We start from the raw sequence: 14,217 nt of genomic DNA, 5'->3' as shown, positions 1-14,217 counted from the left end.
GCTATTTAGCCCGCTTTTTTTATTCTATTAGGAGGTATTATGATGATTAAGTTAATTGTAAATGCAGATGATTTCGGTCTTACAGAAGGTACAAATTACGGCATTATTGATGGGCATATAAATGGACTTGTAAATTCAACGACGATGATGATGAATATGCCAGGAACAGAGCATGCGGTACGCTTAGCGAAAGAGTATAACCTACTCGGAGTAGGCGTACATCTCGTATTAACGGCAGGAGAACCACTTCTTGGAGACGTACCATCACTTGTAGGTAGCGACGGATCGTTTCATAAACAAAGTGTTGTAAGGGAAGGGAATATAAATCCAGAAGAAGTTGAGAGAGAATGGACTGCTCAAATTGAGAAGTTTTTATCTTACGGATTAACACCAACTCATTTAGATAGTCATCATCATGTGCATGGTTTACCGATTTTACATGATGTTCTTGAGAGATTAGCGGCTAAATATAATGTTCCGATTCGTCGTTGTGAGGAAGATAGAGCGGTGCATCCATTTTCTGATGTGTTTTACAGTGACTTTTATGCGGATGGTGTGACGGAAGATTACTTTGTGAAGTTAAAAGAAAGAGTACAAGGTGAACAAACGGTAGAAATTATGGTTCATCCAGCTTATATTGATCCAGAGCTTGTGAAGCGTTCTTCTTACGTAATGGATCGTGTGAAGGAATTGCGTATTTTAACAGAGAGTGAGTTGCCAGAAGGAATAGAGCTTGTGAAGTTTTAATAGAAAAAACGACGGCTACATCATGCCGTCGTTTTTTCTATTTATAAAATGGACAGAATATATCCGCCAAAGGCTCCCAGTATAACGATAACCCAAGGTGGTGTTTTCCAAAAAGCTAGTAAGCAAAAAAGAAGCGAAGCGAAAACGAAATCTGAAGTATTTATAATTGTACTCGTCCAAATGGGATCGTAAAAAGCGGCAATTAAAATACCAACAACTGCGGCGTTAACACCAAGTAGTGCGCCTTGTATGAATGATATTTTTCTCACACTGTTCCAAAATGGTAAAACACCAATAACGAGTAAGAAAGCAGGGAGGAAAATCGCAATTGTTGCGAGTATTGCCCCAAGCGTCCCGTTTAACACTGCTCCTATATACGAGGCGAATGTAAATAGTGGTCCTGGTACTGCTTGTGTTAATCCGTATCCAGCTAGGAACTGTTCTTTCGTCATCATGCCGTTTTGTACGAACTCACCTTCAAGAAGGGGCAGCACGACGTGTCCTCCTCCAAATACAAGTGCGCCAGAGCGATAGAAACTATCAAATAAAGCGATGTAATAAGAGAAAGGTCTTAATATCGGTAGCAGTAGTAAGAGTCCAAAGAATAAGACGAGACAAGAAACTGCTATCTTTTTTGAAATAGGTACTTTTATATGCTGAGATTGGCTAATTGGTTGGTTGCGATATAAAAACCAGCCGATAAAGCCACATATTATAATGAGGATCACTTGCGTCCAGCTACTTGGCCATAATAAGGCGATTGCGGCAGTTACAATCGCAATCGTCGCACGGTTGCGATCTGGAGTTAACTTTTGCGCCATTCCCCATATGGCGTGAGCGACAATAGCGACTGCTACAAGTTTTAGTCCATGAATCCAGCCAGCACTCCCAAGATCGAACTGATTAAGGAATGAGGCGAAGAAAACTAAAACAAGGACAGACGGTAAAGTGAATCCAATCCATGAAATAATAGCTCCTAAAAGTCCGCCCCGTAATAATCCAACCCCCATACCGACTTGACTGCTGGCAGGACCAGGAAGGAATTGACATAGCGCTACTAAATCTCCATAGCTTCGTTCATCCATCCATTTTCTTTTTTGCACGTATTCGTGGTGAAAATAGCCGAGATGAGCGACAGGACCGCCGAATGAAGTAAGTCCTAATTTAAATGAGACGAGAAAAATCTCTAATAATGTGTGAAAGGTGTGTTTGTTTTTTTTCAAAATAACCTCCTAGAATGTTTTTGCTATGTGCATTATACAAGAAGTGGTAAAGCAAAAGGAACAAATCTAATGTAAAGATTTTGTGAATCTTTTCTTTGTAATTAAAATTGAAAAAGTCATAAATGATTATGTCTAAACCATAAAGTAGTAGAAGTAGTGCTGGGAAATTTATATAAGGAGAATGCCTTATGACAACACATTTCTTTGCCAGGTTAACAGGTAAGAGGGAAGTGCCTCCTGTAAATACAGAAGCTTTTGGGGTAGCAGAGTTTATTTTTAGTGATGATTTAACGAAATTGCATTACAGAGTAATACTAAAAAATATCGAAAAGGTTACATCGTGTCAAATTCATTTAGGGAAGTCTACTCAAATTGGCCCTGTTGTTTTATATTTGTATGGTCCACTGGAGCAAGGGATTAGCTTGAACGAGGGAAGTATTACTGGTGTAGTGAATGTGGAGGATTTTGAGGGACCTTTACAAGGGAAATCATTTGTACATTTACTTCAAGAAATTATTCAAGCAAATGTATATGTTAATGTTCATACGAAATCACAAAAAAGAGGAGAAATAAGAGGGCGAGTTAGAAAAGTAAAGAAGTAGAGGAAAAGGCTGTCCATATGTTGGAACAGCCTTTTCTCATTATATAAGGTGCCAGTTTTAGCGATTATTGTCGGTAAATCGATATATTTTGAAAATCGCTGATATAATCTGAGTTGCGCCGATATATTTCAATAATCGCTGATATAACTCGCGTTACGGTCGATATTTTTAAAAACTGCCTCGATTAATTTTTAACAGGTTGATTTTTAATAAAGAAGTCCATAACGTAAAATACTTCGTCATCTGGTATTTGTATTTCAAATGTATTTTCAATTGGTTGCAATGCTTTTTTTACTTTCATATACATCCAGTATTCATCTTGTCTCCTTTTCTCCTTATCAGGATGAGGGAGAAGGCTTTCTCCTTTTTGGAGACGGTCAACCATACAGCTCATATGCAGAATAACACCCATTAAGCTATCAGGAGTTAGCTGTAAGGAAATTAATTCTTGGATTGTATTTAATGCGTAACGAATTGTTTTGATCAGTAATGCCCCATCGTTACGTTGCATTTGTTGTTCAAGAATATCCGCCATTTTTGCATATGTTTCTTCATACGTAATTAATTCTTGAATGGGCTGAATCGCTGTGTAGTTTACGATGTCTTGGAAATGATATGTTAAGCATGGTACTTGCACATCGAAATTCGTAACGATACAAATGATGTTACGCTCTTTTTTTATGTTCTCGATCATTTTCGTTAAATCTTTTTCATGGACGATACTAATCGGAATAATTTCAATTAAGTCTTTATCAAATCGTAAATAGTTCTCTAACATTTTTTGAATAGCTAAAGCACTTCCTTCACCAGTTAAACAAGCTGTTAAAATAACAGATTTCATTGGAGAGAGAGGTTTTTTCTTTTCTTCTTGTACGTTTAAGTAAAACGGTGTTAAATTTTTTACTGTTTCATATAGCGCATCTAATGAATAACCGAGCTGAGCTTTTCGAGCTGCTTCTAGTGCATGTGGTGTGCTCGTCATCGAGAGAACACGTACAGGAATTTTGAATTCCGTTTCTAATATGTCACCGATATAAGCAAGTGACCCCATATCAACAAGTAAAAGAAGCCCATTTACATTTTGGAGTGTTTTCATATAAACTTTCACACGCTCTAAGAAATCTTTCGGTGATTCGTGTAACGGCATATCAATACCGGTTACTTCCTCAATGCCGAGAAGTTCGTTTGCAACGTTTGCCATTTCAGTTGCGATGCCATTACCGTGTGCTAATATTAATACTTTTACTTCGGTTTGTGAGGCAGGAATTGGATCAACAACGAAGAACATTGTTAAAAAGCCAGCTTCATCAATAGGCATTGTTATTTGTAATTCTTCCTCCAGTAGTTGAATGCATTGCATAGCTACGGAAAAAGCTTCTTTATATTTCGTACGAATTTGATTTAATTGTGGGTGATGTATTTGTTTTCCGCTTTGTAAACGTTGTAGAGTTGTCTGTACATGTAAACTTAAAGCAAGAAATACTTTTTCATCAAACGTCTTAGATAAATGCTTTTCAGCAAGTTCCGCTATTTTTTCACATACGGAAACGATATTACGATCCACAATTTTAAAAACATTTTCATGGCTTGTTTTTTTTGATATTTGGTTAAAATATTGTACGAAAAAGCTTTGAACATCATTTTCTATTAGTAATTCTAATTCTTCCTCTTCAATACCACGTGCTTGAAGTTCTTCGTATTTATAGTCAATATAATCGTAAATAGAAGATCGTTTTTCATCTTCTGTTTTATGATTACTCCAACCTTCCTCACCTGTAAATACAAATGTTTCATTTGGTATTTGGTATAAGTGACGGCTCTTCCTTTCAATGAACAACCCTTCTTTCATATACCAAGGTAAATCTGTACTTGAAACATAGACAGAATCACGTTTCTTTGTGACCAAATCAGAATAGGCTTTCGCACAGGCAATTTGAACATCTGTTTTTAATTGACCAATGTTATTGGGACAATTGTAAAAGACGAAAGCACGCATTGCATTTGGGCTAACGTGAATGTCTTTTCGCAGACGAATTGCTTCATTTGTGAAAAATAGCTGTAGTAAAGCAAAGCGCTCTTTATGTGTACGCTCACGAAGTGGTGGCAGCGTAACAGTCATCGGTATACGTCTTGTAAATGTTTTTAATAAAAAGGAATTTGGTTCTTCTGTTGTTGCAGTAATGATTAATACTTGTGCTTTACGTTCGTTCTCTGTTTCTCCAAGGCGGCGGTACACTCCGCGGTCAATAAAGGTGAAAAGCATTTCTTGTCCCTCTGGAGGTAGGCGATGTACTTCATCTAAGAAAAGAATTCCTTCATGTGCTTTTTCAATTAACCCTTTTTGATCACTTGCTCCTGTGTAAGCTCCTTTTTTAATCCCAAATAACTGTCCAAGTAGTAGTTGTGGATTGTTTGCGTAATCAGCACAGTTAAAGACGATAAATGGTGCATTTTTGGGAAGCTGTTCAACTTCAATTGCATATTCGTGCATTAAAGAAGCAAACATAGACTTTCCGACCCCTGTTTCTCCCAGTAGTAAAGTATGCATACCGTTTGGAGGGTAGAGAATAGAAGCTTTCGCTTTTTCAATTGCGATTTTAAGGCTCGTATTTTCAATTGCAAATGTATCTAATGAAGTTATGTCTTTTGAATGCGTTTCCAACGAAGTGTTCGTTTCTATGTAAAAACGAACAGGTCGCGTATTTGTTTTTAATAACCGTTTATCTTTTACAAGTTTGTTTAAGTCGCTACTTACATTGGCGCGATCTAGTTGTAGAAATGTAGCGAGTTCTGATGCGGTTACACCTTCTGTATAATTTCCTTCTTGTATTACATTAAAAATGAGATCTATTCGTTTCATTTCCATTCACCTCGAAACTTCATCACTATTTAAAAGTTTACACAAAAATGGGAAGGGTGGGAAGAGAAAAATAAAACAGCTTTAGTCTAGAAGTACTAAAGCTGTTACAATCTTGTGTCTTTCCAAAAATTTACTTCGAGATGAGAAGATGGATTATAGGGAAGAAGTTTGTATCCTTGTGACTGTAAATAATCAATTACTTTTGGCAGTATTTGTACGGTCACACTCGAATCATGCATTAAAATAACTTCGACTTGTTCATCACTTTGATTACGCACTCTTTCGAGTATGGCAGAAGGATTATCATAGCTTTTCCAGTCATAAGTATCGATCGTCCAATCCCACATTTTATACTGGGCTGATACAAGTGCGTCACGGTAATTCTTTTTTAAGTAAGGCATACTACCATATGGAACGCGAACGAGATGTGTATTTAATTTCGTAACTTGCTGGACAATGCTTTGTGTTTGTTCCATTTCTGCAATTAAAGTGGAAGGGTCACCAGTGTAAAGGCGTTTTACATCATGTGACATGCTATGGAGCCCGATATAATGTCCTTCTTTAATTAATCGTTGCATCGTTTTTCTGTAATGCGGCACTTTTCCGCCAATAACAAAGAAAGTTGCTTTTCCGTTCTTTTCTTTTAAGATGTTTAAAATTTGTGTAGTATATTTGTTTGGACCGTCATCAAATGTTAAGTACGCAATTTTTTGTGTAGGAGAAGTTGTTTCAGTATTTGGATGATGTTCAGCAGGAATAACGGTTGTTGCTTCAGTATTAGATGATGCGTACATAGTAATTGTTAAGAATAAAATAATACATTGAAATACTCGCTTGATCATAACATTCACCCTCAGTTTGACAATCAAGATGTAAAAAAACTTGATACTTTTCTTATTATGTATATCTTTCTCCAATAGAGGAACTCTCAAACAATCTATATTTTGGAAATATAAAATAAGGAATAAAAAATAGCATCCTAAAGGATGCTATTTGAATATTTCATAATGGTAAAGGCTATACTACAATTAGTCTTCGCGTTTTTTCACTTTTTTATAAAAGGAAATAAGTGGTTTGTAACGTTCATGTACAAGACCGATTATTTCAGCAATGATTTCTGTGAAGAAAATCAAAGCGAAAAGAAGAATAATGGATAACCATAACGTTGCACTAGTGAAAATAATGGCATTTACACTAAAGAAAATACCGAATGCGTATATAATTAGTACCGTTTTACGATGAGAGAATCCCATTGCAAGTAAGCGGTGATGTAAATGCGATTTATCTGGTGCTGAAATAGGTTTTTTATTTACGATACGACGGATGATTGCAAATATCGTATCAAATATAGGTACACCTAAAATGATAATTGGAACGATAAAACTGAATAACGTTACACTTTTGTATAATCCAAGTAACGATATAACAGAAATACAGTATCCTAAAAATAGTGCTCCTGTATCTCCCATGAAAATTTTTGCTGGATGGAAGTTGAAGAATAAAAATCCAATTGTACTTGCTAATATAATTAATGCGAGTGGCAAGATAATAGCTGTTCCAGTACCCCATGGGCTAGTGAAGGCCATATATGCTAGCGTTGCAAGTACGATAGATGAAATACCAGCAGATAATCCATCTAAGCCGTCAATTAAGTTGATTGCATTCGTAATACCTACAAGCCAAAATACTGTAATTGGATAAGCAAGCCATCCAAGTTCAGTATCCCCAAGGAATGGGATATATAATACTTGCACTAATAATCCACTTTTTACAATCATAATGGCAACTAACAGTTGTCCACCGAATTTTACTTTCGCAGATAACTCGTACATATCATCTAAAATTCCGATGATTACAATGATAATCGCACCTAGTGTTATCGATAACATTCTTTGCTCATATAAGCCGCCGACAACAAATCCTACAGCTACACCAATAAATATTGCTAACCCGCCAAGACGTGGCATAATCTTTTGGTGCACTTTACGTGCGTTTGGCTTATCTGTCGCTCCTATTTTAAAAGCTAATTTAATAACTAAAGGAGTAACGACGAGTACAGTGATGAAAGATGCCAAAATGGCATAAATCACTTGTGAGTCCATTAATACCCCACCCTTTATATTCTAACGTAATTTTTTTTTTTGAAAATATATTTATCTGAAAATTATGATGTTTATTTACAGGCTCATAACATATGGTATCACAAAAAGATTAGAATTCAATCTTTTTTTCTCTTTACGGTTAATGGAAGCGGATAGAATATATGACAATTGTATATAGAATGTTGCATCATATGAGAAGGTTAATCGTACTGGACTTTGGAATATGACATTTCCTTTTTTCTTCGATAGTGAATACTTTTAGTTCAGTATTATAAGTGTTACACGTAGAAATGAGTAAGTTTCATGTTAAAATGTGGGAATTTATCTCGCGTCAACTAGTAGCCCCATTCCTACTAATTAAAGTTTTACTTTATCCCGCATTAACGGGCAGTAAGACCCCCACCTCAAAATTCAGCGAAGCAAAGAAGTTAGGTGGGGACCAACTGCCCGTAAAAGCCCCACTGATTAAAGTTTCACTTTATATTATAGTGCATTTAATTTTACAAAAACTTTAAAAAGAATGAGGGAAGTAATTCATATAATGAAGAAGGAAAAGGGTTTTCTCATTTTTAATGTGAGAGGGGGAAGCACAGGGAGAATTCTGTATTTCATATCTTTTCTATTGTAAATTCCTGTGCGAAAAGGAAATGAAAATTACGATAATAGGTACTGGATATGTTGGATTGATTACAGGAGTAGGATTGGCAAAGTTGGGGCATTCAGTTACATGTTTTGATATAGATGATGAAAAAATTGAACGGATAAAACAAGGGGATTTACCTATTTATGAGGTTAGATTACATGAATTAATAAATTATGCATATGAGAATAACGCTTTAACTTTTACATCAAATAAAGAAGAGGCATTTGATGATGTAGAGTTTATATTTATTGCAGTTGGAACACCATCTTTATTAGATGGGACGGCGGATTTAACGTATATTCAGAGTGCTTGTAAAGATATTGGATTATATGCGAAGAACGATATTATTGTTGTTACGAAAAGTACAGTTCCAGTAGGTACAAATGATGTAATGAAGGAATGGATTGAGGGGAATTTAAAAGGGAGGCATACAGTACATATCGTATCGAATCCAGAGTTTTTGCGTGAAGGTTCAGGTATTTATGATTTCTTTCATGGAGATCGTATTGTAATTGGAGCGGATAGTGAGGAAGTAGCAAGAAGAGTAGAGAGTTTGTATAGCCAATTATGCTTAGAAACGTATGTTACAGATATTAAAAGTGCAGAGATGATTAAATACGCATCGAATGCCTTTTTAGCTACAAAGATTAGTTTCATTAATGAAATTTCAAATATATGTGAGAAGATAGGCGCAAATGTATTGGATGTTGCCAAAGGGATGGGAATGGATAAGAGAATTGGTGCATCTTTTTTAAATGCGGGCATTGGATACGGGGGATCGTGTTTCCCGAAAGATACGAAAGCACTGGTGCAAATTGCGGGAAATGTTGCTCATGATTTTCGTTTGTTAAAAGCGGTCATTGAAGTAAATAATAAGCAACAGCTGCTATTGATTGAAAAAGCGAAAAAAGTTATTAACATGAATAAAAAGCGGATTGCAGTTCTTGGCGCATCCTTTAAACCGAATACGGATGATATTAGAGAGGCATCATCTCTTATTATAATAGAAGCATTACTTAATATAGGTGCAGATATTGTTCTGTACGACCCAAAAGCAATTCAATATGTGAAAAATATATTTGGAGATGCTATACAATATAGTAGATGTATAGATGAATCGATTCGAGATGCGAGTGCGGCTTTTATCGTAACAGAATGGGAAAATATTCAAACTTATCCGTTAGAAAAGTACGTACAACTTATGAGAGAGCCTATTTTATTTGATGGGAGAAATTGTTATACTGATGAAGATGTTAAGAAACAAAAGATAGATTATTATTCAGTTGGCAGAAGAAGTATTTGTAATAGACATGTTTCTATTATGCGTTAAAAAGGGATGTACTCATCCATATTTTTATATGTCATAATAGAAGCTGTAAATAGTGAAAGAAAAGAGGCAATCATATGACTGAACGTTTAAAAGTAATGACAATTTTCGGGACACGTCCAGAAGCAATTAAAATGGCACCTCTTGTATTAGAGTTGCAAAAACACCCAGAAAAAATTGAATCGATTGTGACTGTAACAGCACAGCATCGCCAAATGTTAGATCAAGTATTAAATATCTTTGGAATTACGCCAGATTTCGATTTAAATATCATGAAAGACCGCCAAACTTTAATTGATGTTACAACGCGCGGTTTAGAAGGTTTGGATAAAGTAATGAAAGAAGCGAAGCCGGATATTGTACTTGTACATGGTGATACAACAACAACATTTATTGCAAGCTTAGCTGCTTTTTATAATCAAATTCCAGTAGGTCATGTTGAGGCGGGCCTTCGTACGTGGGATAAGTATTCTCCATACCCAGAAGAGATGAATCGTCAATTAACAGGCGTAATGGCGGATCTTCATTTCTCACCAACAGCAAAATCAGCAACGAACTTACAGAAGGAAAATAAAGATGAGTCACGTATTTTCATCACAGGAAATACAGCGATTGACGCGCTACAAACGACTGTTAAAGAAACATATAGTCATCCTGTACTAGAGAAACTTGGAAATGATCGTCTTGTACTTATGACAGCTCACCGTCGTGAAAACTTAGGTGAACCTATGCGTAATATGTTCCGTGCAATTAAGCGTCTTGTTGATAAGCATGAAGATGTACAAGTTGTGTACCCTGTTCATATGAACCCTGTTGTTCGTGAAATAGCAAATGAAATTTTAGGTGAACATAATCGTATTCATTTAATTGAGCCGCTAGATGTAATTGATTTCCACAATGTTGCAGCTCGTTCATACTTAATGTTAACGGATTCTGGCGGTGTACAAGAAGAAGCTCCATCACTTGGGGTACCAGTTCTTGTTCTTCGTGATACAACAGAGCGCCCTGAAGGTATTGAAGCAGGTACGCTGAAATTAGCAGGAACAGACGAAGAGACAATCTTTGGTCTTGCAGATGAGTTGTTATCAGATAAAGAAGCTCATGATAAGATGGCGAAAGCATCTAACCCTTACGGTGATGGTCGTGCATCAGAGCGCATTGTAGAAGCAATTTTACAACACTTTAATAAGTAAATAAAAAAGGCCCAATCGGATAGATTGGGCCTTTTTGTTACGGCTGATTGCGCATAATCCACTCTGCATGAGCATTTGTAGAAGGTGGCGGATCAGTTGGTGTTTTATTTTGGTTTGTTTCTTTTTTTGCTTGTTCGTTAGAATTAGAACTTGAATTTGAATCAGGATTTGAGTTGTTTTTTGTAGTTGGATTTTTTGCTTTTTCCCCTAATTCTTTTTCAATTTCGTTACGCACCGTTTCTACACTGATTGGATCTGGAAGGAAGTAATAAATACCGCCTATCTTTTTGTCTTCGCCTTCAAGCTTTAACGTTTGCATTGTAGAAGGATCAAATCCAGAAAGTTTATTGTAAAGAGCAAGTCCGTCTGAAATAGGAATGTCGGTTTTTATATATTTTCCAACGACAGCTGTTAAATCTTTAATTTTAAATACAGTAGAGGTGGAGTTTAACTTTTGGGCAACAGCGGCTAGTAATTGTCTTTGTCTAGCAGCTCGACCATAATCGCCATTTGGATCTTGTTTTCGCATACGGACGTAAGCAAGTGCTTCTTCACCGTTTAAGTTTTGCTGTCCTTGCTTAAATTGAATTTTTTTGTAGTAATCTACGTCAGAGCGCTCCCAGAAATCGAAGGGTACGTCAACCGTAACGCCGCCGACAGCATCAACGATACCTTTAAAACCTTGGAAATCAATTTTAAGATAATGGTCTACAGGAACTTTTAGAAAGCCTTCGACAGTTTTGATTGCCATTTCTTCTCCGCCGTAAGCATGGGCAGCGTTAATTTTGTCTTCCTTATTTTTACCAACAATTTTAACTCGAGAATCACGAGGAATACTCATAAGTGAAATCTTTTGAGTTTTCGGATTGACTGTTGCAAACATTAATGAGTCTGTACGACCATTTTGACCGTCTGTCGCATAATCTTCTATACCCATAATGAGAATTGTAAAAGGTTCCTTTGTAATTTCTACATCTTTGTTTCTTAAATCCGATTTTTCACGAGTAAAACCACTATACATCCCCATAAGAGAAGAGTAAGAATTTAACACATAAACTCCTATGCTGCCAAATAAAAATGCGAAAATAAGGAAGAAGAAAAGTTTCCTTCTGCGCTTCTTTTTTATTCTGCTATTTTGGAGATGATAATAACGTTCTTCCATATATAATCTCCTTAGTTCGTTAGTTCATTTGTAGGGAAGTAATTCACTACATTAATCTTTGAAGGTGATAAAAGAGTTATGCTTAGATAACATCTTGTTCTAAGTACAACATATCTCCTTCTGTAATTGTACATTTCCCGTTTGTTAATTCAATCATCCAATTTGTAAATGCTTGTTTGCCGTCTTCTTCTACATAAGTATCAAATGTGACACTTTCTAGATAATGTATATCTTTAATGGCATATTTTGAATTACGTAATTCATTTTCTACTTTGCCAAGTAATGTGTAATCAATCTCGGTTTGCATCACACGCATTAGTTTTCGCTGGACAACACCGACATGATTAATGCCTTCGCTTGTACACTTTCCATATGCACGAATTAATCCACCTGCGCCAAGTTTAATGCCACCAAAATAGCGTGTTACGACAACGACGGTATCTTTTAGCCCACGTTTTTTTAGTACTTCTAGCATTGGTACGCCAGCTGTACCGCTAGGCTCGCCGTCATCATTTGCTTTTTGAATATGATCTTGTTCGCCAATTAAATAAGCGGAACAATTATGTGTTGCATTCCAATGCTGTTTTTTTATTTTTTGTATAAATTCTTGAGCCTCTTCCTCAGTCGTTGCTCGGCTAATATAACAAATAAATCTTGATTTTTGAATGACGATTTCGTGTTCGCCGTAGTCTTTGATTGTTAAATATTGTAATAGCAATTGTATACGCCCCTATCTATCAAAATGACTAGTACTTTCCATTTTAAAAGCGAGCCTTTTTATATTCAAACATTTTTTCTAAATAGGCTGAAGTTTTTGGTGAGTATTTTATCTTTTTGTTGTAATTTGTCGAGATGGTGAGTATAATTTCAACCGGCATTTCCCTGTATGGATGCACCATTTGTAGTTTTCGTGTAAAATTAGGAAATAAAACTTTTTATAAGGCAGGTACGAAAATGAAAATAGCTATTGTTACTGATAGTACAGCATATATACCGAAGCAAATCCGTGATGAACTCAATATATATATGATTCCATTAAACGTTGTGTTTGGAACAGAATCTTATCAAGAAGAAGCTGAAATTTCAGCAGATGATTTTTATGTGAAAGTACGTGAACAAGAGGAACTTCCAAAAACTTCTCAACCAGCAATCGGAAAGTTTGTTGAGCTATATGAAGAACTAGCTAAAGATTATGATGCAGTTATTAGTATTCACCTATCAAGTGGAATTAGTGGTACATATCAAACATCAACGACAGCTGGACAGATGGTAGAGGGTATTGATGTATACACGTATGACTCTGAAATTAGTTGTGAAGTACAAGGATTTTATGTGCGTGAAGGTGCAAGGTTAGCAAGTGAAGGAAAGAGTCCAAAAGAGATTATTGCTCGTTTTGATGAAATGAAGAAAACGATGGACGCCTATTTTGTAGTTGATGATTTACATCATTTACAACGTGGTGGTCGATTAAATAGCGCGCAAGCTTTCATCGGCAGTCTGTTACAAGTGAAGCCAGTTTTATATTTTAGAGATAAAATCATTATTCCGTTTGAAAAGATTCGTACACGTAAAAAAGCATTAAAACGTATCATTGAAATTTTTGATGAGCAAGCAAGTAAAGGTGTACCTATGGAAGCAGTTATCATTCATGCGCAACGTGAAGAGGAAGCGAATGAATGGAAGAAAGAATTAGAAGCAAAATATCCTCACGTCACAATTCGTACAGGTTATTTTGGAGCTGTAATTGGTACGCACTTAGGTGAAGGTGCATTAGGTCTTGGATGGTATACGAAGTAATAAAGATATAAAAAGCTCTCTTTTTAAGAGGGTTTTTTTACGGGTATGTTACGTTTAGTTGACAAGTTAATATTTGGAAATGGTAAAATGTACGTAAAATAAAATAATGAGGAAAGTTTTATAACTTACTTTTTACAAGAAACTATATTATAATAGAAGAGAGGTGAAACATATGGAGCATAATTCTTGTTTATGTCCAAAGTTTGAGTCAGCTTTTACTCTGCTTAGTAAGAAGTGGACTGGCTTAATTATTAAATCTTTGCTTGAAGAGTCGAAACGTTTTAGAGAAATCGCAGATATTATCCCAAATATGAGCGATCGTATGTTGTCAGAGCGTTTGAAGGAATTGGAAAGCGAGGGCATTGTAGTTCGTAATGTCTATCCAGAAGTACCAGTTCGAATCGAGTATGGCTTAACTGACAAGGGGAAAGCGTTAGAAAGTGTTATGGATGAGGTCCAAAATTGGGCTGAGAAATGGATGAAGTAGCATTTCATTTGTATTCGTATATTTAATAAAACGTAAGGGATTCCTTACGTTTTTTCTTTGTTTATAGAAGTAAG

The 14,217-nt window shown here is 35.9% G+C and carries 12 protein-coding genes; 6 read left to right on the top strand and 6 right to left on the bottom strand.

Annotated elements, in window-relative coordinates:
- Positions 1-42: 42 nt before the first annotated feature.
- Positions 43-747 (top strand): chitin disaccharide deacetylase, encoded by a 705-nt coding sequence (chbG, locus tag BUA87_RS14000; RefSeq protein ID WP_016079721.1) that lies wholly within the window; start codon positions 43-45, stop codon positions 745-747.
- A 41-nt stretch (positions 748-788) separates the two neighbouring features.
- Here the strand turns inward: chbG and BUA87_RS13995 are convergent, their stop codons facing one another.
- A complete protein-coding gene (locus BUA87_RS13995; RefSeq protein WP_065229566.1) occupies positions 789-1,970 on the bottom strand; it encodes a chromate transporter in 1,182 nt (393 codons plus the stop codon).
- A gap of 188 nt (positions 1,971-2,158) precedes the next feature.
- Here BUA87_RS13995 and exsM point away from each other — a divergent pair, with 188 nt between their 5' ends.
- Complete coding sequence (gene exsM / locus BUA87_RS13990) at positions 2,159-2,572, top strand: exosporium regulatory protein ExsM (protein ID WP_000207046.1); 414 nt, start codon at positions 2,159-2,161, stop codon at positions 2,570-2,572.
- Positions 2,573-2,756: 184 nt separating this feature from the next.
- Here exsM and BUA87_RS13985 read toward each other — a convergent pair whose 3' ends face one another.
- The 3 genes from BUA87_RS13985 to BUA87_RS13975 form a co-directional block, all read right to left on the bottom strand.
- Complete coding sequence (locus BUA87_RS13985; protein ID WP_072940015.1) at positions 2,757-5,432, bottom strand: sigma-54-dependent transcriptional regulator; 2,676 nt, start codon at positions 5,430-5,432, stop codon at positions 2,757-2,759.
- Positions 5,433-5,536: 104 nt separating this feature from the next.
- Positions 5,537-6,274 (bottom strand): polysaccharide deacetylase family protein, encoded by a 738-nt coding sequence (locus tag BUA87_RS13980; RefSeq protein WP_016513232.1) that lies wholly within the window; start codon positions 6,272-6,274, stop codon positions 5,537-5,539.
- Positions 6,275-6,460: 186 nt separating this feature from the next.
- A complete protein-coding gene (locus BUA87_RS13975) occupies positions 6,461-7,534 on the bottom strand; it encodes a glycosyltransferase family 4 protein (RefSeq protein ID WP_000378306.1) in 1,074 nt (357 codons plus the stop codon).
- Between the two features lie 647 nt (positions 7,535-8,181).
- Between BUA87_RS13975 and BUA87_RS13965 the strand changes: the two genes are divergently transcribed.
- A complete protein-coding gene (locus BUA87_RS13965) occupies positions 8,182-9,507 on the top strand; it encodes a UDP-glucose dehydrogenase family protein (RefSeq protein ID WP_065229565.1) in 1,326 nt (441 codons plus the stop codon).
- Positions 9,508-9,581: 74 nt separating this feature from the next.
- Positions 9,582-10,697 (top strand): non-hydrolyzing UDP-N-acetylglucosamine 2-epimerase, encoded by a 1,116-nt coding sequence (gene wecB, locus BUA87_RS13960; RefSeq protein ID WP_000140121.1) that lies wholly within the window; start codon positions 9,582-9,584, stop codon positions 10,695-10,697.
- 37 nt (positions 10,698-10,734) lie between these two features.
- On the opposite strand, the gene BUA87_RS13955 is transcribed toward wecB, so the two are convergent.
- A complete protein-coding gene (locus tag BUA87_RS13955; protein ID WP_000392800.1) occupies positions 10,735-11,859 on the bottom strand; it encodes an LCP family protein in 1,125 nt (374 codons plus the stop codon).
- Between the two features lie 82 nt (positions 11,860-11,941).
- Complete coding sequence (locus BUA87_RS13950) at positions 11,942-12,577, bottom strand: YigZ family protein (protein WP_071713849.1); 636 nt, start codon at positions 12,575-12,577, stop codon at positions 11,942-11,944.
- A gap of 236 nt (positions 12,578-12,813) precedes the next feature.
- On the opposite strand from BUA87_RS13950, the gene BUA87_RS13945 reads away from it, so the two are divergent.
- Together BUA87_RS13945 and BUA87_RS13940 are read left to right on the top strand one after the other, a co-directional pair.
- Positions 12,814-13,656: a DegV family protein gene (locus tag BUA87_RS13945; RefSeq protein WP_000684727.1), complete on the top strand. Its 843-nt coding sequence runs from the start codon at positions 12,814-12,816 to the stop codon at positions 13,654-13,656.
- Positions 13,657-13,828: 172 nt separating this feature from the next.
- A complete protein-coding gene (locus tag BUA87_RS13940) occupies positions 13,829-14,143 on the top strand; it encodes a winged helix-turn-helix transcriptional regulator (RefSeq protein ID WP_000400857.1) in 315 nt (104 codons plus the stop codon).
- Positions 14,144-14,217: the final 74 nt, after the last annotated feature.

Origin of the sequence: Bacillus sp. bc15 (assembly GCF_900142585.1) — a bacterium.
Classification (GTDB): Bacteria; Bacillota; Bacilli; order Bacillales; family Bacillaceae_G; genus Bacillus_A; species Bacillus_A cereus.
Note: the sequence above shows the minus strand (reverse complement) of the source record. Positions and strands in the feature narration are given on the sequence as shown.

What these genes read in the sequence shown, in the direction of transcription:
- BUA87_RS13945 (WP_000684727.1), top strand. Translation starts at nt 12,814, where the DNA reads ATGAAAATAGCTATTGTTACTGATAGTACAGCATATATACCGAAGCAA.
- BUA87_RS13975 (WP_000378306.1), bottom strand. Translation starts at nt 7,534, where the DNA reads ATGGACTCACAAGTGATTTATGCCATTTTGGCATCTTTCATCACTGTA.
- exsM (WP_000207046.1), top strand. Translation starts at nt 2,159, where the DNA reads ATGACAACACATTTCTTTGCCAGGTTAACAGGTAAGAGGGAAGTGCCT.
- chbG (WP_016079721.1), top strand. Translation starts at nt 43, where the DNA reads ATGATTAAGTTAATTGTAAATGCAGATGATTTCGGTCTTACAGAAGGT.
- BUA87_RS13980 (WP_016513232.1), bottom strand. Translation starts at nt 6,274, where the DNA reads ATGATCAAGCGAGTATTTCAATGTATTATTTTATTCTTAACAATTACT.
- wecB (WP_000140121.1), top strand. Translation starts at nt 9,582, where the DNA reads ATGACTGAACGTTTAAAAGTAATGACAATTTTCGGGACACGTCCAGAA.
- BUA87_RS13940 (WP_000400857.1), top strand. Translation starts at nt 13,829, where the DNA reads ATGGAGCATAATTCTTGTTTATGTCCAAAGTTTGAGTCAGCTTTTACT.
- BUA87_RS13955 (WP_000392800.1), bottom strand. Translation starts at nt 11,859, where the DNA reads ATGGAAGAACGTTATTATCATCTCCAAAATAGCAGAATAAAAAAGAAG.
- BUA87_RS13965 (WP_065229565.1), top strand. Translation starts at nt 8,182, where the DNA reads ATGAAAATTACGATAATAGGTACTGGATATGTTGGATTGATTACAGGA.
- BUA87_RS13985 (WP_072940015.1), bottom strand. Translation starts at nt 5,432, where the DNA reads ATGAAACGAATAGATCTCATTTTTAATGTAATACAAGAAGGAAATTAT.